Below are 26,218 nucleotides of genomic sequence, written 5' to 3' on the forward strand. Positions count from 1 at the left end.
TCAATTGAGAGGCCGGAGGGACAGCGCCCCCCTCTGGCCTGCCGGCCATCTCCCCCACGAGGGGGAGATTGGCTAATTTACACCAGCCCCCGCTTCACCATCATCGCCTCCGGCGACGGCATCTTGCCGCGGAAGGCGGTGTAGAGTTCTTCCGGGTCCTTTGAGCCGCCGGCGGCGTAGATGTTCTTCCTCAGCCGCTCGGCCAGCGCCGGGTTGAAGGGGTCGCCGGTCTCCTCGAAGGCAGCGAAGGCATCGGCATCGAGCACTTCCGACCACATGTAGGAATAGTAGCCGGCTGAATAGCCGTCACCGGAAAAGACGTGGCCGAAATGCGGGGTGCGGTGGCGCATCGCGATGGTGTCGGGCATATCGAGCTTGTCCAGCGTTTCGGTCTCGAAACGAAGCGGCTGTTCCGGTGCATCCGGGCGCGCGTGATAGGCCATGTCGATGAGCGCCGAGGCCGTGAATTCGACCGTAGCGAAGCCGGCGCCAAAAGTGCGCGCCGCCAGCATCTTGTCGAGCAGCGCCTTCGGCATCGGTTTGCCGGTCTTGACGTGCAGCGCGTGCTTTTCCAGCACCGCCGGCACCGTCAGCCAATGCTCGTAGAGCTGCGAAGGCAGTTCGACGAAATCGCGGCTCACCGAAGTGCCCGACACCGAAGGCCAGGTGACGTCGGTCAGCATGCCGTGCAGTGCATGGCCGAATTCGTGGAACAGCGTCTTTGCCTCGTCGACCGACAGAAGCGCTGCCTCGCCGGCCGGCGGCTTGGCGAAGTTCATTATGTTGTAGATCACCGGCTTCGAGCCATCGCCGAGCTTGTAGCCGGATTTCAGCGCGCTCATCCAGGCACCGGAGCGCTTCGAAGGCCGGGCGAAATAGTCGGCGAGGAAGATGCCGCGCTCGCTGCCGTCGGCGTTCTTCACCACAAAGACTCGGGCATCAGGATGCCAGGCGGCGATGCCTTTCCTTTCCTCGAAAGTGATGCCGAACAGTTTTGCCGCCACGTCGAAGCAGGCGTCGATGACGCGCTCGAGCTGCAGATACGGTTTCAGCTCGGCCTCGTCGAAGGCGAATTTCTCGGCGCGCAGTTTCTCCTGGTAGAAGCGCCAGTCCCAGGCGGCGAATTGTTCGTTGCTGCCGGCCGCGGTCGCCAGCCGCTGCAGTTCGGTCTGGTCGTTGGCGGCCTTCTCCAGCGCCTTTTCCCAGACGGGATCGAGCAGCGCGTGCACCGCCTTCGGCGTCTTGGCCATGGTGTCGTCGAGCTTCAGCGCCGCGAACGAGCCGTAGCCGAGCAGTTTTGCCTTCTCGGCGCGCAGCTTCAACATATCCCGAACGACATTCGTGTTGTCGCTGGCGCCGCCATTCTGGCCGCGCATGGTGAAGGCGCGGAAGGCGGTCTCGCGCAGGTCGCGCCGTTCGGAGAAGGTGGTGAACGGCTCGTAGATCGACCGCGACAGCGTGACGGCGTAGCGGCCTTTCTGGCCGCGCATCTCGGCAGCCTCGGCCATGGCGCTCTTGAGGAAGTCGGGCAGACCGGCAAGGTCGGCCTCGTCGAGGAACAGCGCCCAGTCGCGCTCGTCGGCCAGCACGTTCTGGCCGAAGCGGGTGCCGAGTGAGGACAATTCCTCATTGATCCTGGCCAGCCGCTTCTTGCCATCGGCGTCAAGTTTCGCGCCGGAGCGGACGAAGCCTTTCCAGGTCTTTTCCAACACGCGCAGCGTTTCGGAGTCGAGCTTCAGGGATTCACGCCGTTGGTAGAGGTCGTCGATGCGGGCAAACAATTTCTCGTTCATCGAGATCGCCGAGAAATGCCTCGACATCTTCGGCGAAATGTCGCGCTCCAGCGCCTGGATCGCCTCGTTGGTGTGGGCGCCGGCCCGGCACCAGAAGATCGACGAGACATGGTCGAGCGGCTCGCCTGCAAGTTCGAGCGCGGCCAGCGTGTTGTGAACCGTCGGCGCGTCTGCGTTGCCTGATATCGCCTCGATCTCGGCTTCATGCGCCTTCAGCGCCGCGTCGAACACTCCGGAAAAATCACTGTCGCCGATGCGGGAGAAGTCGGGCAGGCCAAGCGGCCCTTGCCATGCGGTCAGCGGATGGGCGGCGAGGTCGACATCTTTGGTGGATGGCATGGATGATCTTTCGGCTGTTGGCGGCAAGGCAGGGCGGGATCGCCACCGATGTAGGGCGCGGGCCTGTTGCGCGCAACATCGCGGCCAGTCAGGTTTTCGTCAGTAACCGTCGCAGCTTTCCGCGATCGCGGCCTGCGAACTGGCGGTGATGCGGCTGTCGGTGACGGAGAACGTCTCCTGCATCAGCATGTCGTTGTTGGGGAAGTCGTAGCAGGCGATCACCGTGGTGACACCGCCTTCGCTCTTGGCGATGCGATGCCGGATCGCCGCACCGGCGACAGCACCTTGCCAGTTATCGATCGAGGCGATGAACTCCTGCTTGTTCTGCACGACGCCGAGGTCTTCGAGCTTGATGCGCACGTCGTCGGCTAGCAGGTCCGACAATTCGGTGCGGTCGGCGACAAGCAACGCCGAATACCAGCGGTCGATGATCGCACCGTCATCGGCGCGAGCAGCGGTGAGCGTCGGCATCAGTGCCGCCACGACGAAAGTGATCGCACGCCAATTCCGCATTGCCACCTCCATGTTTGACCATGATCCTATCCGAAAACCGGTCCCGCTTTTCGCTGACGCGGACCTTCGGTTCCGGGATCATGGTCTATGCCATCTCCGGCCGTTCGAAATCGCCGGTCTCCTTGTTCATCACCCAAAGCTCGCCGGTCGAGATGTCGAACCAGGCGCCGTGCAGCGACAGCCGGCCCTTGCCTTCAAGGATGGAGACGCAAGGAAAGGTCCTGAGATTGGCGATCGAATAGCGGATCGAGATGCGCTCCAGCGCGGTTTGGCGCTCCGTCGCCGTCATGAAGGTGCTGGACGACACGGTTTCGGCCGCCGGCGCGATCAGGCTCATCCATTTGCCGATGAAGTCGCCAGGCGACAGTGGCGCGGAGTTGGTGTCGAGTGCGGCGCGGATGCCTCCACAGCGGCCGTGCCCCATCACCACGATGTTTTTCACCTTGAGGCTCTGCACGGCGAACTCGAGCGCCGCCGAGGTCGAGTGGAACTGGCCGTCCGGCGCATAGGGCGGCACCAGATTGCCGACATTGCGCAGCACGAACAGCTCGCCCGGCCCGGCGTCGAAGATCGCCTCGGGCGCCGAGCGCGAGTCGCAACAGGCGACGATCATGGTTTCCGGCGCCTGGCCCTCGCGGGCGAGCGAGCGGTAGCGTCCGCTTTCGGCAAGGTAGCGGCCCTTCATGAAATTGCGGTAGCCGGCGAGCAAGTGTTCAGGGAGGTGAGGCATGGGCGGCGTCTGGACCCTTTCCGGGTTGGATGCGGCGGCACGTTTCAGTTTGGAATGGCTCTAACGGCAAAAGCCCGTCGCGAGCAATGCCGAATTGCGGATGGTTTCGTCGCAAAACGCGATGCGGCGCGCATAGCTCAGGCGTCGCTTCACGCCCAGATGGCGACGGGAATGCCGAAACGGTCGGTCAGCGGCGGGTCCGGGAACGGCCGTGCCTCGCCGCTGGCGATGCGGCCGGCGATCAGCATCATCACTGCTGCGTCGAGGAAATCGTCGGCGGCCGCGCCCTTCGGCGGCGCCCCGTCGAGGAAGTCCTTCTCATAGCCATGCCGGCACAGCAGCGCCTTGCGCTCTGCCATGCCGGCGGGGTTGACCATACCCTTGATCTTCTTCGGCAGCGACATGGCCTGACCGTCGTTCAGCCTGCAGAAGGCGACTTCCGGATGTGATTCGAAGATGCGACCGCGCAGCTCCGGCCGGGAGATCAGAAGTGAGTCGATCTCGCGGATCTTGGCGAAGATGCCAAAAGCCTGGATCGAGACGCCGCGTGGCGGATCGGAGGTCGTCTTGGCCACTTCGCTGGCGCGGCGATGCGCGACATACCAGGCTTCGACCGTGGTGAAGTCATCCGTGTCTGTGTAAAGGGCGGCGCGCGATGGAATGGCGAAGACGCTGGATTGGCGCTGCCCGAGCAGCGGCCGCACCAGCGCTTCCGGCCCGCGTCCGCCTTTTTGCGAATGATCCGGCAGGCCGATCGGCATGTCGACGGCGACCACGGCATCGGCGGGCAATGCGTCGACCAGCATCGCGAAGGTTGGAAAGACCGAGACCGACGGCCAAGCGCCCGGATCGCGGCGGACGGCGATCCAGCCGGCCTTGCAGCCGTCGACGCCAACAAGAGTCACGCCCTTTTGTCCCGCCCCGGGTGCAGGAGGTGGCGAAGCTGCACCATTGCCATCGGGTGCGACAGGCTCTGGGCGTCGGTCTCGAGCTGCAACTCGTCGCCGCCGCGCTTGGCCGTGCGCGCCAGAATCTCGTAGACCGCCGCCGTGGTCGACTGCAGCGCCTTGATCGCCGGCTGGCCGGAGAGGATGCGCGCCAGATAGACAGCCGCTGTCAGGTCGCCCAGCCCGTTGGGCGGTTTGTCGATGAGGCGGTGCTCGGCGAGCAGCGCCTGTCTGGCGTCGAGCAGCAGATTTCCGGTACCGCCAGCCATCATCGACGGCGCCGAGGTGACCAGCATGGTCCCAGGCCCCGCGTGAAGGGCGGCCGCGATCACCGATTTGAGGTCGGGCAGCGGCGCGCCGGCCATCCATTCCAGCTCGTAGCGATTGGGGGTGGCAATGTCGGCGATCGGCATCAGCCGGTCGCGTAAGGCGATCGCCGTCGCTTCAGGCACATAGAGCCCGCCCGAATCGCCCATTACCGGATCGCAGATATAGACGGCATCCGGCGTCCTGTCCTTGACCGCGGCGACCAGCGAGGCGACGGCTTCGGCCTGGCCGGCCTCGCCGAGATAGCCCGACAGCACTGCGCCGACCTCACCCAGCCAGGGCGCGCGCTCGAGATCGGCCATCAGCGCCTTGAACTGGTCGAGCGGCGGCACGATGCGGGTGGCGCGGCCATGGCCGGGGTGCCAGGGCAGCACGATGGTCGGCACCGCCCATACCGGAAAGCCGAGCGTCTCCAGTGCGAAGACGGCGGCGCGGTTGCCGACCGAGCCGCGGGCGACATGGCTGGAAATGACGATGACCGCACGCGGCGCGTCGTTTTTTTCGTTCATTGATCCTGATTCCTAACGGGTGGCGAAATACACGAGCCAGGCCAACAGGCCGATTGCAATGATGAGCCCCAGTCCCCGGCCGATGCGGGTGCCCCAAACTTCGATAGGGTCCGCGCGGTCGGCATCCGCGGCCGTGACGTGGTCGCTCGCGCTCTTCGCGGTCCGCGCGACGAACGAGGTGCCGCCAGGCGCGGTTTCGTGTTCCACACGCTCGAGAATGCGGCGCGATTCGGTGTCGCTGTCCTGGCGCTGCGCCATGGCAATATCCTGTTTTGCCGGGACCTTAGCCTGTTCGCGAGGCCATTCACAGGGCCTCGTGCCGGACGCGGAGATGCCAGCGGAGGCGTCCGGGCCGAGGTCATTTTCTTGCGCGCAGATTGTGGTAATGCTTCGCGTGCAACTTCCGACGAGGGATCCAAATCATGTTTGCCCAGCGCCTCACTTCACCCTCCATTGCCCGCAAGCTGCCGGCCTTCCTGATGATGGCGATCGTGCTGCCGCTGCTTGCCGGCTGCGGCTACAACACCATTCCGACGGCGGAGGAGAATGCCAAGGCGGCCTGGAGCGAGGTGCTGAACCAGTACCAACGCCGCGCCGACCTGATCCCCAACCTGGTCGAGACGGTCAAGGGCTATGCGGCGCATGAGAAGGATACGCTCGACGCGGTGGTCGAGGCGCGCGCCAAGGCGACGCAGGTGACGGTGACGCCGGAAACATTGAAGGACCCGGAAGCTTTCAAGAAATTCCAGGACAGCCAGTCCAGCCTGACCAGCGCGCTGTCCAGGCTGCTCGCGGTGGTGGAGAACTATCCCGACCTCAAGGCCAACCAGAATTTCCTGGCGCTGCAGGCGCAGCTCGAAGGCACCGAGAACCGCATCGCGGTGGCGCGGCGCGACTATATCCAGGCGGTCAGGGACTACAATTTGACGCTGAGGACCTTCCCGTCGGTGCTGTGGGCAACCTTCTGGTTCCGGAGCAACGAGCCGTTCGCGAACTTCACCATCGAGGAAGACAAGCTGCAGACGCCCAAGGTCGATTTCGGGACGAAACAGGGCGGGTGAACGGCGAAGCCGGCAAATCCAATACTTGCGACGAGACGGACCGCAGGCGTGTCCACACCCCCCTCTGTCCTGCCGGACCCAGCCCTCCGCTATCGCTCCGGGCGTTCGTCGTTCGGAAAGCCAAGCAATTGGCTTCCCGTCCGCTGCGCGGAGCACTCCTCACCCCCCTCAAGGGGGAGATGGCCGGCAGGACAGAGGGGGGTGGGACGGAACGCCACTCTGACGTTTCTGGCGATCATTCTAAGCTTCCTTTTCTTCCCCCTCGCCGCCTTCGCCGCCGATCTTCCCGCCCTCACCGGTCGCGTCGTCGACAATGCCGGCATCATCGATGCCGCGACCAAGGCGGTGCTGACGCAGAAGCTCGCCGATTTCGAGAAAAAAGGCTCCGACCAGATTGTTGTGGCGACGATCCCCAGCCTCGACGGCGAGGAGATCGAGCCCTACGCCAACCGCCTGTTCCGCTTCTGGAAGCTCGGCCAGGCCAAGGAGAACAACGGCGTCCTGCTGCTGGTGGCGCCGAACGACCGCAAGATGCGCATCGAGGTCGGCTATGGGCTGGAAGGCACGCTGACCGACCTGCACACCAAGCTGATCATCGAAAACGACATGGTGCCGGCCTTTCGCGCCGGCGATTTCTCCGGCGGCATCAGCAAAGCCGTCGACGACATGATCATGGTGCTGGAAGGCAATCCGGAGGAACTGGAAGCCCGCGGCGAGCGCAACCAGCAGGCACCGTTCAATTCCGACGACCTGTTCTTCACAATTTTCATCGCCATCTGGATCACCATCCTGGTCGGCAGCCTAGCCGCCTCGATCCTGCCGCCGATCTTCGGGCAGAAGATCGGACCCGGCCGCTATCGCTGGCTGGGCATGACCTTCGAACCCAGCCGGCGCTCGTCCAGCGGCTCGAGAAGTTCCGGCGGCGGCTGGTCGTCGGGGTCAAGCGGCGGCGGTTTTTCCGGTGGCGGCGGCTCGTCCGGCGGCGGCGGCTCCTCGGGAAGCTGGTGACGGCATGACGGGACGCGCCCTCGCAACATCCGGCTCTGTCGCCACGCGGATCGATGCCGCCCTGCTGGCCCTGGCGCTGCTGCTGTTCCTCGGCTTCACGGCTTTCGCCGCGGAGTTGCCGGCGCTAACCGGGCGGGTCGTCGACAATGCCGGCATCATCGATGCCGCGACCAAGGCGGCGTTGACGCAGAAGCTCGCGGATTTCGAGACGAAAGGTTCGGAGCAGATCGTCGTCGCGACGATCCCCAGCCTCGACGGCGAGGAGATCGAACCCTACGCCAACCGACTGTTCCGCTTCTGGAAGCTCGGCCAGGGCGGCGAGAACAATGGCGTGCTGCTGCTGGTGGCCAAGAACGACCGCAAGATGCGCATCGAGGTCGGCTATGGGCTGGAAGGCACGCTGACCGACCTGCACACCAAGCTGATCATTGAAAACGACATGGTGCCGGCCTTCCGCGCCGGCAATTTCTCCGGCGGCATTTCCAAAGCCGTCGACGACATGATCATGGTGCTGGAAGGCAATCCGGAGGAGCTCGAGGCGCGCGGCAAGCGCAATCCGGCTGACGACAGCTCGCCCATCGACCCAATCGTCGCGCTGTTCCTCATCCTGTGGGCGACGATGTTCTTCGGCGGCATGGCGATGGCCTTCCTGCCGCCGATCTTTGGCACGAAGCTGTCGCCGGGCGTGTATAAATGGCTCGGCATGACCTTCCGCTATGGCTCTTCGTCTTCCGGCAGTGGCTGGGTGACGGGATCCTCATCCGGCAGCGGCTGGTCGTCGGGCAGTTCCGGCGGCGGCTGGTCTTCCGGCTCGAGCAGCGGCGGTGGCGGATTTTCAGGTGGCGGCGGCTCGTCCGGCGGCGGCGGGTCTTCAGGGAGCTGGTGAGACGAGATGGCAACACGACCGATCAGCCCGCTGGACCATGACCGCATCGCCGAGGCGATCCGCGCCGCCGAGACCAAGACCGACGGCGAGATCTATTGCGTCGTGGCGCAGGCCAGCGACGGCTATTTCTTTCCGGCCGCCTTCATGGCGACACTGGCGATGCTGATCGTCAGTCTCGCCGTCGCCTACGGGCTGGAGGTCTGGTGGCTGTCGATCCGCCTGCCGCATTTCGTCTTCGACCAGCTGCTGGCGCTGGCCTCGGTGCTTGTCCTGCTGTGGGCGCTGCCCGGCTTGCGCATCCATCTCGTGCCGCGGCGACTGCGCTACCAGGCGGCGCATGCCAACGCGATCAAGCAGTTCCTTGCCCGCAACGTCCACCGCACCACGGCGCGCACCGGCGTGCTTGTCTTCGTCTCGATCGCCGAGCGCTATGCCGAAGTGATCGCCGACAGCGGCATCGACGCCAAGGTCGGCCAGCATGTCTGGGATGACGTGGTGGGCGACCTCACCCGGCATGCCGGCGACGACCGGCTCGCCGACGGTTTCGTCAAGGCGATCGAATCAGTCGGCGCGGTGCTGGCCGAGCATTTTCCGGTCACGGCCGGCGACGGCAACGAGTTGGACGACCACCTGGTCGAAATCTAACTCTTCAGTCAGCTCAACCGCGGCTTTTGCCTGCCGATCGTCTGTGCGAAAGCGTTGCAGCCGGCGACCGGACTCTTTGCAATCGGCCGATGCGGGTTTATGGTTAAGCAATTATGAACACGCTGACCATCGACATCAGGAAAGCCGAGCCGCGCGACGCCGGCGCCATCGCCGACGTGCACCAGGAGGCCTGGCGCGGCGCCTATTCCGGCATCATCCCGCACCGCACGCTGACATCGATGATCAACCGGCGCGGCCCCGACTGGTGGGCGAACGCCATCCGCCGCGCCGCCACCGTGCTGGTGGTCGAAATCGGCGGCAAGATCGCCGGCTATGCCACGATCGGCAAGAACCGCGCCCGCGAACTCAGGCAGCAGGGCGAGATCTACGAGCTTTACCTGCGCCCGGAATACCAGGGCATCGGGCTCGGCAGCCGGCTGTTCAAGGCGGCACGCGCGCGTCTCGCCGACCACGGCCTGAAAGGCATGGTGGTGTGGGCGCTGGAGGACAACCAAAACGCTCTCTCCTTCTATGCCGGCGCCGGCGGCCGCGATGTCGCCGAAGGCGTCGAGATCTTCGAACAGAAGGCGCTGAAGAAGGTCGCTTTCGTCTGGGAATGACGGCCTGAAAGCCTGCCGCCAGGTCCTGAGCACCATTCGCCGCATTGCACCATGCCGCGTCGCCCGCTATCGATCTCGGAAATCGAGAGAGGGAAAACCATGCGTATCGAAGCGATAGCCACCGGAAAGAACCCGCCGGAAGACCTCAACGTCATCATCGAGGTGCCGATCGGCGGCGAGCCGATCAAGTACGAGATGGACAAGGAGGCCGGCACGCTGTTCGTCGACCGCTTCCTGCACACCTCGATGCGCTATCCCGGCAATTACGGCTTCGTGCCGCACACGCTGTCGGGCGACGGCGACCCGATCGACGTGCTGGTCTGCAACACGCGCGCGCTGGTGCCGGGCTGCGTCATCAATGTGCGGCCGATCGGCGTGCTGATCATGGAAGACAATGCTGGCCAGGACGAGAAGATCATCGCCGTGCCGTCGCCCAAGCTGACGCTGCGCTACGAGAACGTCACCGAGTACACGCAGCTGCCCGACATCACGCGCCAGCAGGTGCAGCACTTCTTCGAGCACTACAAGGATCTCGAACCCGGCAAATGGGTCAAGATCGAAGGCTGGCACGATTCGAAATATGCCAAGAAGATGATCGTCGAGGCGATCGAGCGGGCGAAGGCGAGCAAGTAGTCGACGTTCGAGGTTGCGAGCAGGCGCTAAGCGCGGCGCTGCCCCTCATCCGCCTGCCGGCACCTTCTCCCCGTATAGTGACGGGGAGAAGGGGATGTCCGCAGCCTTGGTGCACTTTCTGCAGCGCTGACGATTGGCGAAATCCGTGACCGCAGCGTCTTTCTCCCCGTCACTATACGGGGAGAAATGCCCGGCAGGGCAATGAGGGGCGGCGCGGACCGACGATATGCGATCAACTTGCTCCGCAAGGCGTCTTAAGCGCAACTCGCTTTAATTATCCACCCGGCCGAAATCGGGCGCGTCGCCGATCACAACGCGCTTGTCCTTGCCGCAGGCAAAGCTCCTTGCCTTGTCGTCGGCCAGCTTGCGTGCTTGGTCGTTGGCTTGCGGGTTGCCGGTGGCCAGCACCAGTCCGACGGTGCAGCCGTCATGGGCCTCCGGCTGCGCGACCTTGGCCACGACGAGCACCTCGGCCGGCTTGTTCTCGTCCTCGGGATTGCTGATCGAACGACGGTGGATGACGGCGAAGGGGATGGCGATGTCGCCCTTGGTCTCGATGCGCCATTCGATCTTGGGACCGGCCGAGTTGAAGCCGGAAAAGCTCTCCCAGACCGCGGTCATGTCGTCGGACGGGAAGCCGTAGTAAAGCGACTCGCGGGCGTCGTCATAGGCGACCAGCACCGGATAGCCGCGATAGCCCGAGCAGGCGAGATTGGCCCAGTCGCCTTCGCCTTCCTCGGCTTTCGCATAGGTGACGCAATCCTTCTTCCAGTCGAGGTCGGTGTAGGCGCTGGATATGCCGTCGGCGTGGGCCGCCTGGCAGAGACCGGCGAGAGCAAGCGGGATCAGAAGAAAGCGCATGCGGACAACTCCGTTTCGAGCTGCCGCAGCGTATCGTCAAACGCTATTTCTTCAAGCTGGCTTCGATCAGCAGGTCCGCGTTGCGCGCCACCGACTGCGCCGGTCCGCCTAACCCGAACAGCTGGCCGCTGATATAGGCGCCCTCGATCAGGAGCAGCAGTCCGTCGCCGAGCGTGTCGGCGTCGGCGGCGCCCATGGCCCTCGCCATGGCGCGCAGGCGGCGGCGTAGTTCCTGCTTGTTGGCCTCGCTCACCACGCGGGCCGGGTGGCCGTGCTCGGGATATTCGATCGCCGCATTGGTCATACCGCAGCCGCGATAGTCGGGTCTTTGCGTGCGCTTGCCGACGCGGGTGAGGAAAGCGTTGATCTGCGCGCGCGGGTCGCCGGGATGGGCGGCCACCGCCTCGTCGAAGCGCTCCCAGAACTCAAGGTCGTATTGTCGCAGGTAGGATGCGGCCAATTCGTCCTTGGACGGAAAGCTGCGGTAGAGACTTGGCTTGGTGACGCCGGCGCGCTTGACGATCTCGTCGACGCCGATCGCCCTGATGCCTTGCCGGTAGAAGAGGTCGCGGGCCACGTCGAGGATCTTCTCGCCGGCTCTCGGCAGGACCGACGCGTGAGGGTCCTTGATGGACGGTTCAATTTTATTGTCCGATGGCATGCAAAAGACTCGCTTGACAATGTTACTGACCGGTACGTATGGGTATTGCCATCCAATTGCAACGTACCGGTCAGTAACATGATAGCTCAATCCCATCCGTTTGGCCAGCGCTACGCTTTCGTCGTGGTCGGCGTCATCTTCCTCTGCCTGCTGATCGCGGCCGGGCTGCGCTCGGCGCCCTCGGTCATGATGCTGCCGCTGGAAGAGAGTTTTGGCTGGCGGCGCGATGTCGTTTCGCTGGCAGCGGCCATTGGCATCTTCCTCTACGGCCTGACCGGGCCGTTTGCCGCGGCTCTGATGGAGCGCATCGGCCTGCGCCGCACGCTGCTCGCCGCGCTGCTGATCATGTCGGGCTCGACGGCGCTCAGCCTGCTGATGACCAAGCCGTGGCATCTGCTGATCACCTGGGGCGTGTTTTCCGGCATCGGGTCGGGTGCGGTCGCCACTGTGCTCGGCGCCACCATCGTCAATCGCTGGTTCAAGACCAATCGCGGCCTGGTGATGGGGCTGATGTCGGCCTCCAGCGCCACCGGCCTGCTGGTATTCCTGCCGCTGCTGGCTGCGCTCGCCCAGTCGGGCGGTTGGAAGCCGGTCGCCATCGCCATCGCGATCGCCACCGCCGCTCTGGTGCCGCTGGTCTGGCTGCTGGTGCCGGAGCGTCCGGCCTCGATCGGCATGGTGCGCTTTGGCGCGGAGGCCGACGACGTGCCGCCGACATCGCCGGCATCGCAGGGCAATTTCCTCGCGCATACGCTGGGCACGCTGCGGCGTGCCGCCGGCACGCGTGTGTTCTGGTATTTGTTCGCCACCTTCTTCGTCTGCGGCTTCACCACCAACGGGCTGGTCGGCACGCATCTGATCGCTTTCTGCGGCGACATGGGCATCGGCGAGGTGCAGGCCGCCGGCCTGCTGTCGATGATGGGTATCTTCGACCTGATCGGCACGACGCTGTCGGGCTGGCTCACCGACCGCTTCGATCCACGCAAGCTGCTCGGCGTCTACTATGCCATCCGCGGCCTGTCGCTGATCTACCTGCCCTATTCCGGCTTCTCGGCGACCAGCCTGATCATCTTCGCCGTGCTCTATGGCCTGGACTGGATCGCCACCGTGCCGCCGACGCTCAGGCTCGCCAACGAGGCGTTCGGCGACCGCAGCGGCCCGATCGTGTTCGGTTGGATCGTCGCCGGGCACCAGGTCGGTGCAGCCAGCGCCGCCTTCTTCGGCGGCACCATGCGCGAACTGCAAGGCAATTACGAACTCGCCTTCATGATCGCTGGCATGACCGCGATTGCCGCGGCCTGTCTTTCGCTGCTGATCAACACCAGCAGGCCGGCCTTCGATCCGGAGCCGCAGGCGGCCTAAGGCGGCTGGGCTAGGCTCTCCCTTCTCCCACAGGAGGAGAAGGGAAGAGGCCTGTTCACTGTTACGAAACCTTCATGGTTCCGAGATGCGCCTGAAACATTGAGGCTGGACCTTGGTGGCACCGTTCGCAGCCATCCAGGAGACAGCCATGAACACAATTTCCCGCCGCGCTTTCGTCACTTCCGCCAGCGCCCTTGGCCTGGTCGGCGCCTCGGGCCTCGCGATGCCCTATTATTCGCGCGCCAATCAGCGGCCGGGCTTCACCCATGGCGTCCAGTCGGGCGACGTCGACGCCGCCAGCGGCATGGTTTGGACGCGCACCGACCGTCCGTCGCGCGTCATGTTCGAAGTCTCGACGACGGAGAATTTCGCCAATGCGACGCGGCTGGCGCCGCTCGATACCTCGCCGGCCAGCGACTACACGGTGAAGCGGCTGCTCACCGAGCTTGCTTCCGACCAGGACATTTTCTACCGCATGATCGCCGCCGATCTCGCCGACATCAACGCCGTCTCCGAACCTATCGTCGGGCGCTTCCGCACGGCACCGGCCTCCAAGCGCGACATCAAGTTCGCCTGGTCGGGCGATACCGCCGGCCAAGGCTGGGGCATCGACGAGACCGGCATGAAGACCTACGCCACGATCGGCAAGCACACGCCCGACTTCTTCCTGCATTCCGGCGATACCATCTATGCCGACGGCGCGATGAAGGACGAGGTCGACCTGCCCGGCGGCGGCAAGTGGAAGAACGTCGTGCTCATCGACGGCAAGCGCAAGGTGGCCGAGACGCTCGACGAATACCGGGACCAGTGGAAGTACAACATGATGGACAGACATGTGCTCGGCCTCAGCGCCATCTGCCCGACCTTCTACCAGTGGGATGACCATGAGGTGCTGAACAACTGGTCGGATTCGAAGGATTTGAGCGCCGACAACCGCTATTCGGAAAAGTCCATCCATGTGCTGGCGGCCCGCGCTGCGCGCGCCTTCCATGAGATGACGACGATCCGCTACGAGCCGTCCGAGCCCGGCCGCGTCTATCGCAAGATCGCCTACGGACCGCTGCTCGACGTGTTCTTCCTCGACATGCGTTCCTATCGCGGCCCCAACGGCCCGGACATGCAGGACACGATGACGCCGCAGTCGCGCATGCTTGGCGAACAGCAGACGAAATGGCTGAAGCGCGAGTTGGCCAACTCCAACGCGACCTGGAAGATCATCGCCGCCGACATGCCGCTCGGCCTCGTCGTCTGGGACGACGGCACCAAGAAGGCCGGCGCCGAAGCGGTCAGCAATGGCGACAATGGTGCGCCAAAGGGTCGCGAGCTCGAGATCGCCGACCTGCTGCGCTACATCAAGAATGCCAGCATCAGCAACACGGTGTGGCTGACCGCCGACGTGCACTACACGGCGGCGCATTACTACAACCCGGACAAGGCACAATTCCAGGATTTCAACCCGTTCTGGGAATTCGTCTCCGGCCCGATCCACGCCGGCACGTTCGGCCCCAATGGTTTTGACATGACCTTCGGGCCGGAGCTGAAATTCATCAAGGCGCCGACCGCCGAACAGGGCCAGAACCTGCCGCCGTCGGCCGGCCTGCAGTTCTTCGGCCTCGTCGACATCAACGGCGCCAGCGAACAGATGACGGTGCGGCTGATGGATCGTGACGACAACGAGCTCTACAAGGTGACGCTCGATCCGGTGCGGTCGGCGTAAGCGACCGGCCGCAGGCGGCGGTCGTCAATCCGGATAGCAGGCGACGGGAATCTTCGGCCAGACCGCACTGTCGCAGCCGGCGGCCTTCTGCTGTTGCTTGAAGGCGGCGCTGACCGGGCCGGTCACCATGGGATCGACGCCATCGGGAGCGTCGGCGTAGAGCTGTTCGGCCGTCTGCGTGTCGGACGGCAAGGCAGGATTTCCCTTGAGCGTCGCGGCGGACTGCGCACCACTTGCCGCAAGTACGACGGCGAGCGCCGCCCAAGCGAGAATCGGCCGGAATTTGCTGACTTGATCGGTCATGACGTTCGAACTGCCCGGACCCCGAAAGGTTCCGCCTTGGTTAACAGAATCATTTCACACGCGGATGTTTAAGATTTGATGAGTATTTGGTGACGAGCCTCCTCTTTCGCAAATGCGAAAAACCCTGTATGAGCCGCGCAACCGAAAGAGGCTGCGCCTTTGGGCCTGCTGCCTGCAACGCTCCCGAGACCGTAAAATGAAAATTCGTAATATCGCGATCATCGCGCACGTCGACCATGGAAAAACCACCCTCGTCGACCAGCTTCTGAGGCAGTCCGGCTCCTTCCGCGACAACCAGCGCGTCGCCGAGCGCGCCATGGATTCCAACGACCTCGAAAAGGAACGCGGCATCACCATCCTGGCCAAGGCGACCTCGGTCGACTGGAAGGACACCCGCATCAACATCGTCGACACCCCCGGCCACGCCGACTTCGGCGGCGAGGTCGAGCGCATCCTGTCGATGGTGGATTCAGCCATCGTGCTGGTCGACGCCGCCGAAGGGCCGATGCCGCAGACCAAGTTCGTCGTCGGCAAGGCGCTCAAAGTCGGGCTGAAGCCGATCGTCGTCATCAACAAGATCGACCGGCCGGATGCCCGCCATGTCGAGGTGGTCAACGAGGTGTTCGACCTGTTTGCCGCACTCGACGCCACCGACGAGCAGCTCGACTTCCCCATTCTGTACGGTTCAGGCCGCGACGGCTGGGTCTCGGAAAACCCCGAGGGCCCGAAGGACCAGGGCCTGGCGCCGCTGTTCGACCTCGTCATCAAGCATGTGCCGGCGCCGACCGTGCATCCCGGCCCGTTCCGCATGATCGGCACCATCCTGGAAGCCAATCCCTTCCTCGGTCGCATCATCACCGGCCGCATCGAATCCGGCACGTTGAAATCCAACCAGCCGGTCAAGGTGCTGCACCATGACGGCACGCTGGTCGAAACTGGCCGTATCTCCAAGATCCTCGCATTCCGAGGCCTCGAGCGCCAACCGATCGAGGAAGCGCAGGCGGGTGACATCGTCGCCATTGCGGGCCTGTCGAAGGGCACTGTCGCCGACACGTTCTGCGACCCGGCGGTGACCGAGCCGCTGCATGCGCAGCCGATCGATCCGCCGACGGTGACGATGTCGTTCCTCGTCAACGATTCACCGCTGGCCGGCACCGAAGGCGACAAGGTGACCAGTCGCGTCATCCGCGACCGCCTGCTGCGCGAAGCCGAAGGCAATGTCGCGCTGAAGATCGAGGAATCGCCCGACAAGGATTCGTTCTTCGTTTCCGGGCGCGGCGAATTGCAGTTGGCCGTGCTGATCGAGACGATGCGCCGCGAAGGTTTTGAGATCGCCGTGTCGCGGCCGCGCGTCGTCATGCAGAACGGCGACAATGGCGAATTGCTGGAGCCGGTCGAGGAAGTCGTCATCGACGTCGATGAGGAGCATGCCGGCATCGTCGTGCAGAAGATGTCGGAGCGCAAAGCCGAGATGGTCGAACTGCGCCCGTCCGGCGGTAACCGCCAGCGCATTGTCTTCCACGCGCCGACACGCGGACTGATCGGCTACCAGTCGGAGCTGCTGACCGATACGCGCGGCACCGCCGTGATGAACCGGCTGTTCCACGCCTATCAGCCCTACAAGGGCGAATTGCCGGGCCGCACCAACGGTGTGCTGATCTCCAACGAACAGGGCGAGGCGGTGGCCTACGCCATGTGGAACCTGGAAGACCGCGGCCCGATGGTCATCGATCCGGGCGTCAAGGTCTATCAGGGCATGATCATCGGCATCCACAGCCGCGACAATGACCTCGAAGTGAACGTGCTGAAGGGCAAGAAGCTGACCAATATCCGTGCCGCCGGCAAGGACGAGGCTGTCAAGCTGACGCCGCCGATCCGCATGACGCTGGAGCGTGCGCTGGCCTGGATCCAGGACGACGAGTTGGTCGAGGTGACGCCGAAGACCATCCGGCTGCGCAAGCTCTATCTCGACCCGAACGAGCGCAAGCGTTTCGAGAAGTCGGCCAAGGTGGTCGGCGCGGCGTAAGTTTTTCGTCGAAGCATTTTCAGGGAGGGAGCACGCGCGTGCTCCCTCCCTTTGTTTTGTCTGCCGTTACCCCAGCGTTGAACCGTTTGCGGTGACGTAGACCGCGTACAGCGATGTCGTCGCGGTGATGAAGAGCCGGTTTCGGCGGGCACCGCCGAAGGTCAGGTTGGAGACGGCTTCGGGGATGTGGACCTTGCCGATCAGCGTTCCGTCCGGATCGTAGCAATGGACGCCGTCGCCTGCGCTGCACCAGAGGCGCCCCTTGGTGTCGACGCGGAACCCGTCGAACAACCCGTTCGTGCATTGGGCAAAAACCTCGCCGCCGCTCAGCCTGCCGTCATCGCCGACCCTGAAGCGGCGGATGTGGCGCGGCCCGTCCGGCAGATGCGAGGCGCCGGTGTCGGCGACATAGAGAAGCGTTTCGTCGGGTGAAAAGGCGAGGCCGTTCGGCTTGGCGAAATCATCGGCGACACGCATCACCTCACCGCTCGCGGGGCCGGCCCGGTAGACGTGGCAGCCGCCGATTTCCTCCTCGCCATACTCGCCCTCATAGTCGTGCATGATGCCGTAGGACGGATCGGTGAACCAGATTGCGCCGTCGCTCGCCACCACGACATCGTTGGGCGAATTGAAGCGCCTGCCTTCGAAGCGGTCGGCGATCACCGTCACCGACCCGTCGAATTCGGTGCGCGTCACCCGCCGCATCAGGTGCTCGCAGGTGACGAGCCGCCCTTGCCGGTCGACCGTGTTGCCGTTCGAGTTGTTGGCGGGCTGGCGAAACACCGAGACGGCGCCTGTGGTCTCGTCCCAGCGCATCATGCGGTTGTTGGGAATGTCGGACCAGACCAGATAGCGGCCCGGCGCGAACCACGCCGGCCCTTCGTGCCAGCGTCCACCCGTCCACAGCCGCTCGACCCGTGCATGGCCGACGAAGCAGCTGGCAAAGCGCGGATCCAGCACCTCGAATCCCGTACCCTCGATTTCTCCGAACATTCCGATTGCCTCTCTGCCGCGTTTCACTTTCCCGGCGCCGCGCGCTTTGCTAATTCGGGATCGAACTTCGCGGCGTGGTTGTTGTCAGATCGATGTGATATCGATAACATACCTAACACAATCCGATTTCCAAGGGGGATGCATGAACGACGCCGGACGCCCGATGCAGCCGCCGTCCAGTGGCCCGGCATCCGTCTGGACCGGGTCGACGCCGGCGGCTTGCGAGGAACACTGATGGGCAGGGCAGCATCGCCGAGACCGGGGGAGAACCAGACGCCGACGATGGCCGACGTGGCCGAGCGGGCCGGTGTGTCCGCAATGACGGTCTCGCGGGCGCTGAAGGAAGGCAGCCGTGTCTCCAAGGCGACGCGTGAAAAGATCATGGCCGCCGTCAACGAGCTCGGTTACGTGCTCGACCAGTCGGCCGGCAGCCTGTCGTCGCGCAAGACCGGCTTCGTCGCGGCGATCGTTCCCTCGATCAACAATTCGAACTTCGCCGACACGGCGCGCGGAATCACCGACGAGTTGGAGAGCACCGGGCTGCAGCTGCTGCTCGGTTACACCGACTACACCGTCGAGAAGGAAGAGAGGCTGATCGAGGCGATGCTGCGGCGACGGCCGGAAGGCATCATCCTGACCGGCGGCGCCCATACCGACCGCGCCCGCCGGCTGCTGGAGAGCGCCGGCATCCCGGTGGTCGAAACCTGGGAATTGCCGGCCAAGCCCATCGACCAGGTGGTCGGGTTCTCCAACGAAGAAGCGATGGGGCTGCTGGTCAAGACGCTGGCCAGAAAAGGCTACCGCAAGTTCGGCTATATCGGCGGCACGACGTCGCGCGATACGCGCGGCAGCCAGCGGCGCGAGGGTTTTGTCAGGGCCATCGAGGAGCTCGGCCTGCCGCCGGGCCGGCTGGTTTCCTTCGGTGTGCCGCCCATCTCCATCGAGCAGGGCGGCCAGGCCGTCGTCTCCATGCTCGAGCGCTGGCCCGACACCGAGGCGGTGCTGTGCGTATCGGATCTTTCGGCCTTCGGCGCGCTGATGGAATGCAAGCGCCGGGGCATGCGGGTGCCGCAGGACATCGCCATTGCCGGCTTCGGCGACTATGAGGTTGCCGCCTTCTGCCATCCCGGCATCACCACCGTGAATGTCGATTGCTACGGCATCGGCCGCGAAGCGGCGCGCCGGCTGATCCAGCTTATCCGCGGCGGCGAGAAGCAGCGCGGGCAGGAAATCGTCCTGACCAGTTATCGCATCGTCGAGCGCGAGAGCACCTGATTTCGCTATCATGCTCTAGCTAAATGCGATCTGGACTTTCATCGATTTGTTGCGGTCGCCGGCGATTTCGAACGCCGCGACCGCCTCGTCCATCGGATAGATGCCGGTCAGCAGCGGCTTGACGTCCACGCGACGGCGATTGATCAGGTCGACGGCAAGGGCGAACTCGTCGTGGAAGCGGAAGCTGCCGCGCATCTCGATTTCCTTGGCGACGATCTGATTCTGCGGCAGCGACACATCGCCGCCAAGGCCGAGCTGCATGAGCACGCCGCGCGGCTTCAGGACATCGAGCCCCGCCCACACCGCGCGCTCGTTGCCGGAGGCCTCGAACATTACGTCGAAACTGCCCTTGTCGGCATTGTAGGCGGCGAGCTTGTCGCCGTCGGTGGCGACATTGATGGTGCGGTCGGCGCCGATCTCACTAGCCTTGGCCAGCACGCCGTCCATGACATCGGTGGCGACGATCTCGCGCGCGCCATGGGCGCGTGCGGCGAGGATGCACAGCGCGCCGATCGGGCCGCAGCCGGTGACCAGGACCCGTTTGCCAAGCAGCGAGCCGGCGCGGTTCACGGCATGCAGCGTGACCGCGAAGGGCTCGGCGAAAGCAGCCTCGTTGATGGAGACATGGTCGGCGATCTTGTGGCATTGCCATGCTTCTGCGACGAGGCGCTGGCGGAAGGCGCCCTGGATATGCGGCATCGGCATGGCGCTGCCGTAGAAACGCATGTTGAGGCATTGGTTCTGCATGCCCTGCAGGCAGTAGCGGCAGGCATTGCAGGGTCGGCTGGGCGAGATGGCGACGCGGTCGCCGACGGCGAGGCTCGAGACGCCGGCGCCAAGCGCCTTCACCGTGCCGGCGACCTCGTGGCCGAGGATCATCGGCTCGCGAAGGCGAACCACGCCGAAGCCGCCATGGTTGTAATAATGTAGGTCCGAGCCGCATATGCCGCCGGCCTCGACAGCGATCTCGACCTGTCCGGCGCCAAGCATGCCCGGCTCGGTCTCTTCGATCCGCAGGTCCTTTGCCGCGTGGATGACGATCGACTTCATGGCCACGATCCTTTCTCAAACCACCGGCGTCAGCAAGGACTGGCCGCTGAAATGGGCGGCAAGATTGTCGCGCACGAGCTGGCCCATGGCCTTGCGGGTCTCCACCGTGCCGCTGGCGTGGTGCGGTTGTAGCACGACATTGGCAAGCCGCAGGAAGCGCTCGTCGATGGTCGGCTCGTTCCAGAACACGTCGAGTCCGGCGCCCTTGATGGCGCCGGTTTCCAGGGCGGCGAGCAAAGCGGTCTCGTCGACCGTGCTGCCGCGCGAAATGTTGATCAGGATGCCGTCCGCTCCGAGCGCGGCGAGAATCGCCGCATCGATTATGTGCCTGGTGCTGTCACCGCCGGCGAGCGTCACGATCAGGAATTCGCTCTGCCGCGCCAGCTCGACCAGATCACCGATGAATGCGTAGGGCAGGTCGTCGCGCTCATTCCGGTCGAAATAGGCGATGGTGCAATCGAAGGCCGCCGCACGCCTGGCCACCGCGGCGCCGACGCGGCCCATGCCGACAATGCCAAGCTTTTTTCCGCAGACGCGCGTGACCAGCGGCATGTTGCCCTTGCGCCAGCTGTTATTGCGCACATGGGCGTCGGCCTGCGGGATCTTGCGCGCCACGGCGAGCAGCAGCCCGATGCCGATATCGGCCACGTCCTCGGTCAGCACGTCGGGCGTGTTGGTGACGCGGATGCTGTTTTCCCTGGCATAGGCAAGGTCGATGGCATCGGTGCCGACACCATAGCAGGAGACGATCTCCAGCTTCGGCAGCTTTGCCATCAATGCGGCACTCGCGCCGAGCTCGCCGCGTGTCGCGATGGCGCGGATTGCGCCGGCGTGGCTTGCAATCAGCGCGTCCTTGTCCTCGACCTGCCACAGCTTGTGGACGCGATATCTCGCTTCCAGGTCCGCCATGTCCCAATCCGGGTAGGGGCCGGTCATCAAGATCTCGGTCACGGCGTCGTCTCCTCCAGCAGCGGCAATTTTTCCATTGACTATGTTATCGATAACATTCATGTCAATAGGCACTGGCGGTGGCGCGGCGGAAATCGTATCCGCTTCAGGCGACATGTCCTCAGGAGGAGCAGGTGAGCGGTTCTTTGTTCAATTTGTCCGGCATGCGGGCTTTGGTTACCGGCTCGGGGCAGGGCATCGGCCTGGCGCTGGCGGAAGGGCTGGCGCAGCACGGCGCCGAGATCGTGCTCAACGGGCGCGGCGCCGAAAAGGTCGCGGCCGCCGTCGAGACGCTGATGGCCAAGGGGCACAGGGCGCATGGCGCGGTCTTTGATGTGACCGATCACGCGGCGGTCGCCAAAGGTGTCGAAGAGATCGAAACCACCATCGGCGCCATCGATATCCTCATCAACAATGCCGGCATGCAGTTCCGCACGCCGCTCGAGGATTTTCCCGTCGACAAATGGGACGAATTGCTGCGCACCAACATTTCGAGCGTCTTCTTCGTCGGCCAGGCGGTGGCGCGGCACATGATCCCGCGCAAGCGCGGCAAGATCATCAACATCGCTTCGGTGCAAAGCGAACTGGCGCGAGCGAACATCGCGCCCTACACGGCGACGAAGGGCGCCGTGCGCAATCTGACGCGCGGCATGTGCGCGGACTGGGCCAAGCACGGGCTGCAGGTCAATGCCATCGCACCGGGCTATTTCAAGACGCCGCTCAACCAGGCGCTGGTCGACAATCCCGAATTCTCGGCCTGGCTAACCAACCGTACACCGGCTGGGCGCTGGGGCGATGTCGGCGAACTGGTCGGCGCGGCGGTGTTCCTGGCCGGCCCGGCCTCATCCTTTGTCAACGGACACACGCTCTATGTCGATGGCGGCATCACAACCTGCCTTTGAGGCTTCGCTCATCGTCGTGATGGGCGTCAGCGGCTGCGGCAAGACCAGCGTCGGCATCGACATCGCCGCGCGGCTAGGCTTTAGCTTCGTCGAGGGCGACACGCTGCACCCGCGCGGCAATGTCGAGAAAATGTCACTGGGCATCCCGCTCTCTGACGACGACCGCTGGCCCTGGCTCGATCTGGTGGGCGCCGCCTTGCGCCTAGCGCATGAGGAGGGAAGCGGGCTCGTCGTGAGCTGCTCAGCGCTGAAGAAATCCTATCGCGACCGGCTTCGCCATGCGGCGGGCGGGCCTGTGTTCTTCGTATTCCTTCAGGGGTCGCGCAGTGTCCTGCAGGCCAGGATGGCCGACCGCCGCGGGCACTTCTTTCCGCCGGCCTTGCTCGACAGTCAGCTCGCCGCGCTGGAAAATCCGGCCGGCGAGGAGCTGGTGGTCACTGTCGACATCGATGCTCCGGTCGACAGGATCGTCGATCGGGCGCTGAACGGGCTTGGCGCCGCACCCGCTGCCAGGACCAGGAAAGAGGCACGTTGAGATGACGCAAGCAGCAAAGGTCGCCCTTGTCGGCGCCGGCATCATGGGATCGGCAATCGCCACCCGGCTGATCGAAACCAAGCAGACGGTCACGGTGTTCGATCTCGACAAGGTCAAGGTCGCCGCGCTCGCCGCAAAAGGCGCTGCCGCCGCCGCGTCGGTCGCCGAGGCAGTGCGGGCGAACGACTTCGTCATCCTCAGCCTCAACCATGCCGATATCGTGCGTTCAGTGGTGTTCGGCGACGACGGCGTCGCGACTGCTGCTTCGCCGGAGAAGCTCTTGATCGACATGTCGTCGATCGACCCAGCCGACACCGCGCAGATGGCCAAGAAACTAGCGGCCGAGACCGGCATGAAATGGGTCGACTGCCCGCTTTCAGGCGGCGTTCCCGGTGCGCTCGGCGGCCGCTTGACGGTTATGGCAGGCGGCGAAACGGCAGACTTCGAACGCGCCCGCACGGTGATGCAGCACCTTTGCGCCAACTACACGCTGATGGGGCCAAGCGGCGCCGGCCAGACGACGAAGCTGATCAACCAGCTTTTTTGCGCGGTTCAGTTCCAGGCGGTTGCCGAGGCGGTGAAGCTCGCCGAAGCCGGCGGCGTCGATCCCAAGGTGATCCCCGCCGCACTCAAGGGCGGCCGTGCCGATTCCAGCATCATGCAGGAGTTCATGGCAAAGTTCGCCGCCCGCGATTTCTCGCCGACCGGCCGCATCGACAACATGCTGAAGGACCTGGATTCTTTGCAGTCATTTGCGCTGAAGACCAAGACGCCGTTGCCGATGACTGGCCAGCTTGTCGAGATTCACCGCCTGCTTTGCGCGGCTGGCCTGGGGCCGAAGGATTCGGCCGAAATGATGCGCCTGCTCGACGGCAAGATCGGCTGATCGGGGCCCCCTGATTTTGTTGCTTGACGCTCAGAAATGTTATCGATAACATCATTTGGCGATCTCGGGAGGAACGCGTTTTGGCCGCAGAGAAACTGATCGAGTTCAAGTCGATTACCAAGGAGTTCGGCGGCACCCGCGCGCTCTCCGACGTGTCGCTCGATCTCGGCAAGGGCGAGATCCTCGCGCTGCTCGGCGAGAACGGCGCCGGCAAGTCGACGCTGATCAAGACGCTTGCCGGCATCTACCGGCCGGATGGCGGCAGCATCCTGTTTCGCGGCGAGCCCTATCACCACCGCCCGCCGCAGCCGAACCAGCGCCAACCCGTCGCCTTCATTCACCAGGATCTCGGCCTTATCGAATGGATGACCGTCGGCGAGAACGTCGGCCTCGCCCAGGGATTTTCGCTGCGCTCGGGCCTCATCGACTGGCGCACCACCGAAGAACGGGCACGCGAGGCGCTAAAGCTCGTCGGCTGCGATTTCGATCCGACGACGCGGGTCCAGGACCTGACCCGTACCGAGAAATCACTGGTCGCCATCGCGCGCGCCTTGGCCACCGAGGCCGATGTGCTGGTGCTCGACGAACCGACCGCCAGCCTGCCCGCCGACGAGGTCGATCGCCTGTTTGACGCCATCCGCCCGCTCAAGCAGCGTGGCGTCGGCATGATCTATGTCTCGCATCGCCTCGACGAGATTTTCCGCATCGCCGATCGCGTCGCCGTGCTGCGCGACGGTCGGCTGGTCGGTCAAAAGAAGGTCGCCGACACCAGACCGGACGAACTGGTCGAGATGATCGTCGGCCGCCCGGTCAGCCAGGTCTTCACCAAGGCAGAGACGCAGGCCGGCGAGACGGTGTGTGCTGTCCGCGACCTCGTCTGCGCCGGGGCCGGGCCGGTGTCGTTCGACGTGCGCATGGGCGAGTTGCTCGGCCTCGTCGGCCTGCGCGGCGCCGGGCAGGAACTGGTCGGCCGGGCGCTGTTCGGCTGCCAGGGCTTTTCCGGTTCGGTGACGATCAACGGCGTCGTGCCCGATTTGTCGAGCCCGATCGCCGCCATGGGCTCCGGCGTCGGCCTGATCGCGCGCGACCGGACCGAGGAATCGATCGCCGCTTCACTGTCGATCCGCGAGAACAGCTTTCTCAATCCCGGCGCCGGCAAGCGCGGCCTGTTCTCGTTCCTGGCGCCTTACAAGGAGGCCGCGCTGGCGCGCGAGATCGGCGGATCGGTCGGGCTGCGTCCCAATGATCCGAGCCTGCCGATCGAGTCACTGTCGGGCGGCAACCAGCAGAAGGTGGTGGTCGGTCGCTGGCTGCATACCGGCCGCAAGCTGCTGATCGCCGAAGACCCGACCGCCGGCGTCGATGTCGGCGCCAAGGCCGAGATCTACCGGCTGATCGGCCGCGCGCTCGAAGCTGGCCTCGCCGTCGTCGTGGTGTCGACCGACTTCGAGGAGATCGCCCATATCTGCCATCGCGCTTTGGTGTTTTCGCGCGGCCGGATCGTGCGCGAACTCACTGGACCCGAACTGACCACGTCCGCGGTGATCACCGCGGCATCGGCTTCCGAAGCCGCCTGACTGTCCCGGAGGATCTCCATGCCATCGATCGAATCCAGCGCACTCGAGCCGACCCGCGGTGAAATGGCCAGCCTGCCGGCACGGCAGAAGATCACCCGGCTGCTGCCGGTCTACGGCCTGGTGATCCTGACCGTGTTGCTGATCCTGTTGTTTTCGATTCTTTTGCCGAATACATTTCCGACGCTGCTCAATTTGCGCTCGATCATCTCCGACAAGGCGATCATCGCGCTGCTCTCGCTGGCGGCCATGATCCCGATGGCCTCAGGTCGCATTGATCTGACCGTCGGCTACGGCATCGTGCTGTGGCACATCCTGGCGATCAGCCTGCAGACCATGTTCGGCATTCCCTGGCCGCTGGCGGTGCTGATCGTGCTTTTGCTCGGCGCCGCGACCGGCTTCCTCAACGGCCTGCTGGTCGAGGTCGCCCGTATCGACTCCTTCATCGCCACGCTGGGCACCGGCACCGTGCTCTATGCGCTGGCGCTTTGGCACACGGGTGGCAGGCAGGTCGTCGGCGTGCTGCCGGAAGGTTTTTATGCGCTCAACGGGACGATGGTGTTCGGGCTGCCGGTCACCGGCCTCTATGTGCTGGCAATCGCCGTAGCGCTGTGGGTCATCCTCGAATATCTGCCGATCGGCCGCTATGTCTATGCCATCGGCGCCAATCCGAAGGCGGCGGCGCTGAACGGCATTCCGGTGCGCCGTTTCGTCATCGGGGCCTTCGTCTCGTCCGGCTTCCTGACGGCGCTGACAGGCGTGCTGCTGGCGTCCAAGTTGCGCATCGGCCAGGCCAGCGTCGGGCTGGAATATCTTCTGCCGGCACTGGTCGGCGCCTTTCTCGGCTCAACCACCATAAAACCAGGGCGCGTCAACGTCTGGGGCACGATGACCGGCGTCATCATCCTGGCCGTCGGCATTTCCGGCATCCAGCAATTCGGCGGCTCATTCTTCGTCGAGCCGCTGTTCAACGGCGTGACGCTGCTCGTTGCCATCGGCATCGCCGGCTACGCCCAGCGCAAGCGCGGCGCGGCCGGAATTGTCCGCAAACCAGATCCGTCCGGAGGCTGAATACCGGACGGTCAGTCTGTTTCAAAAACCCAAGGGAGGAACC

General features: G+C 64.5%; 27 protein-coding genes. 15 read left to right on the forward strand and 12 right to left on the reverse strand.

Going from position 1 to position 26,218, the window contains the following annotated elements; all coding sequences use genetic code 11:
• Positions 1 to 77 precede the first annotated feature (77 nt).
• From AC04SI_RS05850 to AC04SI_RS05875, 6 genes are all read right to left on the reverse strand, one after another.
• Positions 78 to 2,132, reverse strand: coding sequence for a M3 family metallopeptidase (locus tag AC04SI_RS05850; protein WP_488474003.1), 2,055 nt, complete (start codon positions 2,130 to 2,132; stop codon positions 78 to 80).
• Positions 2,133 to 2,231: 99 nt separating this feature from the next.
• Entirely contained in the window at positions 2,232 to 2,645 is a 414-nt protein-coding gene (locus AC04SI_RS05855) for a nuclear transport factor 2 family protein (RefSeq protein ID WP_404278627.1), read from the reverse strand.
• Positions 2,646 to 2,730: 85 nt separating this feature from the next.
• Positions 2,731 to 3,375 (reverse strand): carbonic anhydrase, encoded by a 645-nt coding sequence (locus AC04SI_RS05860; protein WP_404278629.1) that lies wholly within the window; start codon positions 3,373 to 3,375, stop codon positions 2,731 to 2,733.
• 149 nt (positions 3,376 to 3,524) lie between these two features.
• Complete coding sequence (locus tag AC04SI_RS05865; RefSeq protein WP_404278631.1) at positions 3,525 to 4,280, reverse strand: DUF429 domain-containing protein; 756 nt, start codon at positions 4,278 to 4,280, stop codon at positions 3,525 to 3,527.
• The gene (pdxY, locus tag AC04SI_RS05870; protein ID WP_404278633.1) at positions 4,277 to 5,158 is read right to left on the reverse strand and encodes a pyridoxal kinase PdxY; all 882 of its coding nucleotides are present in this window, start codon (positions 5,156 to 5,158) and stop codon (positions 4,277 to 4,279) included. Before pdxY ends, AC04SI_RS05865 begins: the two co-directional genes overlap by 4 nt.
• Positions 5,159 to 5,170: 12 nt before the next feature.
• Positions 5,171 to 5,416 (reverse strand): hypothetical protein, encoded by a 246-nt coding sequence (locus tag AC04SI_RS05875; protein WP_404278635.1) that lies wholly within the window; start codon positions 5,414 to 5,416, stop codon positions 5,171 to 5,173.
• Between the two features lie 164 nt (positions 5,417 to 5,580).
• Here AC04SI_RS05875 and AC04SI_RS05880 point away from each other — a divergent pair, with 164 nt between their 5' ends.
• From AC04SI_RS05880 to ppa, 6 genes are all read left to right on the forward strand, one after another.
• The gene (locus AC04SI_RS05880) at positions 5,581 to 6,219 is read left to right on the forward strand and encodes a LemA family protein (RefSeq protein WP_404278637.1); all 639 of its coding nucleotides are present in this window, start codon (positions 5,581 to 5,583) and stop codon (positions 6,217 to 6,219) included.
• Positions 6,220 to 6,420: 201 nt separating this feature from the next.
• Positions 6,421 to 7,227: a TPM domain-containing protein gene (locus AC04SI_RS05885; protein ID WP_404278639.1), complete on the forward strand. Its 807-nt coding sequence runs from the start codon at positions 6,421 to 6,423 to the stop codon at positions 7,225 to 7,227.
• Between the two features lie 4 nt (positions 7,228 to 7,231).
• Entirely contained in the window at positions 7,232 to 8,113 is an 882-nt protein-coding gene (locus tag AC04SI_RS05890; protein ID WP_488474004.1) for a TPM domain-containing protein, read from the forward strand.
• A gap of 6 nt (positions 8,114 to 8,119) precedes the next feature.
• Complete coding sequence (locus AC04SI_RS05895; protein ID WP_404278643.1) at positions 8,120 to 8,758, forward strand: TPM domain-containing protein; 639 nt, start codon at positions 8,120 to 8,122, stop codon at positions 8,756 to 8,758.
• A gap of 113 nt (positions 8,759 to 8,871) precedes the next feature.
• Complete coding sequence (locus tag AC04SI_RS05900; protein WP_192181929.1) at positions 8,872 to 9,378, forward strand: GNAT family N-acetyltransferase; 507 nt, start codon at positions 8,872 to 8,874, stop codon at positions 9,376 to 9,378.
• Between the two features lie 99 nt (positions 9,379 to 9,477).
• A complete protein-coding gene (gene ppa / locus AC04SI_RS05905; RefSeq protein ID WP_404278646.1) occupies positions 9,478 to 10,011 on the forward strand; it encodes an inorganic diphosphatase in 534 nt (177 codons plus the stop codon).
• 270 nt (positions 10,012 to 10,281) lie between these two features.
• Here ppa and AC04SI_RS05910 read toward each other — a convergent pair whose 3' ends face one another.
• Together AC04SI_RS05910 and AC04SI_RS05915 are read right to left on the reverse strand one after the other, a co-directional pair.
• Positions 10,282 to 10,872, reverse strand: coding sequence for a hypothetical protein (locus AC04SI_RS05910; protein WP_404278648.1), 591 nt, complete (start codon positions 10,870 to 10,872; stop codon positions 10,282 to 10,284).
• A 43-nt stretch (positions 10,873 to 10,915) separates the two neighbouring features.
• Complete coding sequence (locus tag AC04SI_RS05915; RefSeq protein WP_404278650.1) at positions 10,916 to 11,533, reverse strand: TetR/AcrR family transcriptional regulator; 618 nt, start codon at positions 11,531 to 11,533, stop codon at positions 10,916 to 10,918.
• 78 nt (positions 11,534 to 11,611) lie between these two features.
• Here AC04SI_RS05915 and AC04SI_RS05920 point away from each other — a divergent pair, with 78 nt between their 5' ends.
• Together AC04SI_RS05920 and AC04SI_RS05925 are read left to right on the forward strand one after the other, a co-directional pair.
• Positions 11,612 to 12,895, forward strand: a complete 1,284-nt coding sequence (locus AC04SI_RS05920; RefSeq protein ID WP_404278652.1) for an MFS transporter — start codon at positions 11,612 to 11,614, stop codon at positions 12,893 to 12,895.
• 148 nt (positions 12,896 to 13,043) lie between these two features.
• The gene (locus AC04SI_RS05925; protein ID WP_404278654.1) at positions 13,044 to 14,612 is read left to right on the forward strand and encodes an alkaline phosphatase D family protein; all 1,569 of its coding nucleotides are present in this window, start codon (positions 13,044 to 13,046) and stop codon (positions 14,610 to 14,612) included.
• 24 nt (positions 14,613 to 14,636) lie between these two features.
• Here AC04SI_RS05925 and AC04SI_RS05930 read toward each other — a convergent pair whose 3' ends face one another.
• Positions 14,637 to 14,915, reverse strand: coding sequence for a hypothetical protein (locus tag AC04SI_RS05930; RefSeq protein WP_488474005.1), 279 nt, complete (start codon positions 14,913 to 14,915; stop codon positions 14,637 to 14,639).
• Positions 14,916 to 15,111: 196 nt separating this feature from the next.
• On the opposite strand from AC04SI_RS05930, the gene typA reads away from it, so the two are divergent.
• Positions 15,112 to 16,941, forward strand: coding sequence for a translational GTPase TypA (typA, locus tag AC04SI_RS05935; protein ID WP_404278658.1), 1,830 nt, complete (start codon positions 15,112 to 15,114; stop codon positions 16,939 to 16,941).
• 66 nt (positions 16,942 to 17,007) lie between these two features.
• Here typA and AC04SI_RS05940 read toward each other — a convergent pair whose 3' ends face one another.
• Positions 17,008 to 17,934, reverse strand: coding sequence for an SMP-30/gluconolactonase/LRE family protein (locus tag AC04SI_RS05940; protein ID WP_404278660.1), 927 nt, complete (start codon positions 17,932 to 17,934; stop codon positions 17,008 to 17,010).
• Positions 17,935 to 18,168: 234 nt separating this feature from the next.
• Here AC04SI_RS05940 and AC04SI_RS05945 point away from each other — a divergent pair, with 234 nt between their 5' ends.
• Positions 18,169 to 19,209, forward strand: coding sequence for a LacI family DNA-binding transcriptional regulator (locus AC04SI_RS05945; protein WP_488474006.1), 1,041 nt, complete (start codon positions 18,169 to 18,171; stop codon positions 19,207 to 19,209).
• A 15-nt stretch (positions 19,210 to 19,224) separates the two neighbouring features.
• On the opposite strand, the gene AC04SI_RS05950 is transcribed toward AC04SI_RS05945, so the two are convergent.
• On the reverse strand, positions 19,225 to 20,259 hold the full coding sequence (locus tag AC04SI_RS05950; RefSeq protein WP_404278662.1) for an L-idonate 5-dehydrogenase: 1,035 nt from the start codon (positions 20,257 to 20,259) through the stop codon (positions 19,225 to 19,227).
• Between the two features lie 15 nt (positions 20,260 to 20,274).
• Positions 20,275 to 21,195 (reverse strand): 2-hydroxyacid dehydrogenase, encoded by a 921-nt coding sequence (locus AC04SI_RS05955; protein ID WP_404278777.1) that lies wholly within the window; start codon positions 21,193 to 21,195, stop codon positions 20,275 to 20,277.
• A 176-nt stretch (positions 21,196 to 21,371) separates the two neighbouring features.
• On the opposite strand from AC04SI_RS05955, the gene AC04SI_RS05960 reads away from it, so the two are divergent.
• The 5 genes from AC04SI_RS05960 to AC04SI_RS05980 all read left to right on the forward strand — a co-directional run bounded on the left by AC04SI_RS05960 (position 21,372) and on the right by AC04SI_RS05980 (position 26,175).
• The gene (locus AC04SI_RS05960) at positions 21,372 to 22,109 is read left to right on the forward strand and encodes an SDR family oxidoreductase (RefSeq protein WP_404278779.1); all 738 of its coding nucleotides are present in this window, start codon (positions 21,372 to 21,374) and stop codon (positions 22,107 to 22,109) included.
• Positions 22,078 to 22,644, forward strand: a complete 567-nt coding sequence (locus AC04SI_RS05965) for a gluconokinase (protein WP_404278664.1) — start codon at positions 22,078 to 22,080, stop codon at positions 22,642 to 22,644. Before AC04SI_RS05960 ends, AC04SI_RS05965 begins: the two co-directional genes overlap by 32 nt.
• A 1-nt stretch (position 22,645) precedes the next feature.
• Entirely contained in the window at positions 22,646 to 23,530 is an 885-nt protein-coding gene (locus AC04SI_RS05970; protein WP_404278666.1) for an NAD(P)-dependent oxidoreductase, read from the forward strand.
• Positions 23,531 to 23,610: 80 nt separating this feature from the next.
• Positions 23,611 to 25,107 carry a sugar ABC transporter ATP-binding protein gene (locus AC04SI_RS05975; protein ID WP_404278668.1) on the forward strand — a complete coding sequence of 499 codons (1,497 nt, stop codon included), beginning with the start codon at positions 23,611 to 23,613 and terminating at the stop codon, positions 25,105 to 25,107.
• An 18-nt stretch (positions 25,108 to 25,125) separates the two neighbouring features.
• A complete protein-coding gene (locus AC04SI_RS05980) occupies positions 25,126 to 26,175 on the forward strand; it encodes an ABC transporter permease (RefSeq protein ID WP_404278670.1) in 1,050 nt (349 codons plus the stop codon).
• Positions 26,176 to 26,218 lie beyond the last annotated feature (43 nt).

The organism is Mesorhizobium sp. CNPSo 4689, from assembly GCF_057784325.1.

Coding starts and splice junctions, on each gene's coding strand:
- AC04SI_RS05880 (WP_404278637.1), top strand. CDS start 5,581: ATGTTTGCCCAGCGCCTCACTTCACCCTCCATTGCCCGCAAGCTGCCG.
- AC04SI_RS05950 (WP_404278662.1), bottom strand. CDS start 20,259: ATGAAGTCGATCGTCATCCACGCGGCAAAGGACCTGCGGATCGAAGAG.
- AC04SI_RS05960 (WP_404278779.1), top strand. CDS start 21,372: ATGCGGGCTTTGGTTACCGGCTCGGGGCAGGGCATCGGCCTGGCGCTG.
- AC04SI_RS05920 (WP_404278652.1), top strand. CDS start 11,612: ATGATAGCTCAATCCCATCCGTTTGGCCAGCGCTACGCTTTCGTCGTG.
- AC04SI_RS05925 (WP_404278654.1), top strand. CDS start 13,044: ATGAACACAATTTCCCGCCGCGCTTTCGTCACTTCCGCCAGCGCCCTT.
- AC04SI_RS05890 (WP_488474004.1), top strand. CDS start 7,232: ATGACGGGACGCGCCCTCGCAACATCCGGCTCTGTCGCCACGCGGATC.
- AC04SI_RS05955 (WP_404278777.1), bottom strand. CDS start 21,195: ATGACCGGCCCCTACCCGGATTGGGACATGGCGGACCTGGAAGCGAGA.
- AC04SI_RS05875 (WP_404278635.1), bottom strand. CDS start 5,416: ATGGCGCAGCGCCAGGACAGCGACACCGAATCGCGCCGCATTCTCGAG.
- AC04SI_RS05860 (WP_404278629.1), bottom strand. CDS start 3,375: ATGCCTCACCTCCCTGAACACTTGCTCGCCGGCTACCGCAATTTCATG.
- AC04SI_RS05855 (WP_404278627.1), bottom strand. CDS start 2,645: ATGCGGAATTGGCGTGCGATCACTTTCGTCGTGGCGGCACTGATGCCG.
- typA (WP_404278658.1), top strand. CDS start 15,112: ATGAAAATTCGTAATATCGCGATCATCGCGCACGTCGACCATGGAAAA.
- ppa (WP_404278646.1), top strand. CDS start 9,478: ATGCGTATCGAAGCGATAGCCACCGGAAAGAACCCGCCGGAAGACCTC.
- AC04SI_RS05980 (WP_404278670.1), top strand. CDS start 25,126: ATGCCATCGATCGAATCCAGCGCACTCGAGCCGACCCGCGGTGAAATG.
- AC04SI_RS05940 (WP_404278660.1), bottom strand. CDS start 17,934: ATGTTCGGAGAAATCGAGGGTACGGGATTCGAGGTGCTGGATCCGCGC.
- AC04SI_RS05915 (WP_404278650.1), bottom strand. CDS start 11,533: ATGCCATCGGACAATAAAATTGAACCGTCCATCAAGGACCCTCACGCG.
- AC04SI_RS05965 (WP_404278664.1), top strand. CDS start 22,078: ATGTCGATGGCGGCATCACAACCTGCCTTTGAGGCTTCGCTCATCGTC.
- AC04SI_RS05900 (WP_192181929.1), top strand. CDS start 8,872: ATGAACACGCTGACCATCGACATCAGGAAAGCCGAGCCGCGCGACGCC.
- AC04SI_RS05895 (WP_404278643.1), top strand. CDS start 8,120: ATGGCAACACGACCGATCAGCCCGCTGGACCATGACCGCATCGCCGAG.
- AC04SI_RS05945 (WP_488474006.1), top strand. CDS start 18,169: ATGGGCAGGGCAGCATCGCCGAGACCGGGGGAGAACCAGACGCCGACG.
- AC04SI_RS05910 (WP_404278648.1), bottom strand. CDS start 10,872: ATGCGCTTTCTTCTGATCCCGCTTGCTCTCGCCGGTCTCTGCCAGGCG.
- AC04SI_RS05970 (WP_404278666.1), top strand. CDS start 22,646: ATGACGCAAGCAGCAAAGGTCGCCCTTGTCGGCGCCGGCATCATGGGA.
- pdxY (WP_404278633.1), bottom strand. CDS start 5,158: ATGAACGAAAAAAACGACGCGCCGCGTGCGGTCATCGTCATTTCCAGC.
- AC04SI_RS05850 (WP_488474003.1), bottom strand. CDS start 2,132: ATGCCATCCACCAAAGATGTCGACCTCGCCGCCCATCCGCTGACCGCA.
- AC04SI_RS05930 (WP_488474005.1), bottom strand. CDS start 14,915: ATGACCGATCAAGTCAGCAAATTCCGGCCGATTCTCGCTTGGGCGGCG.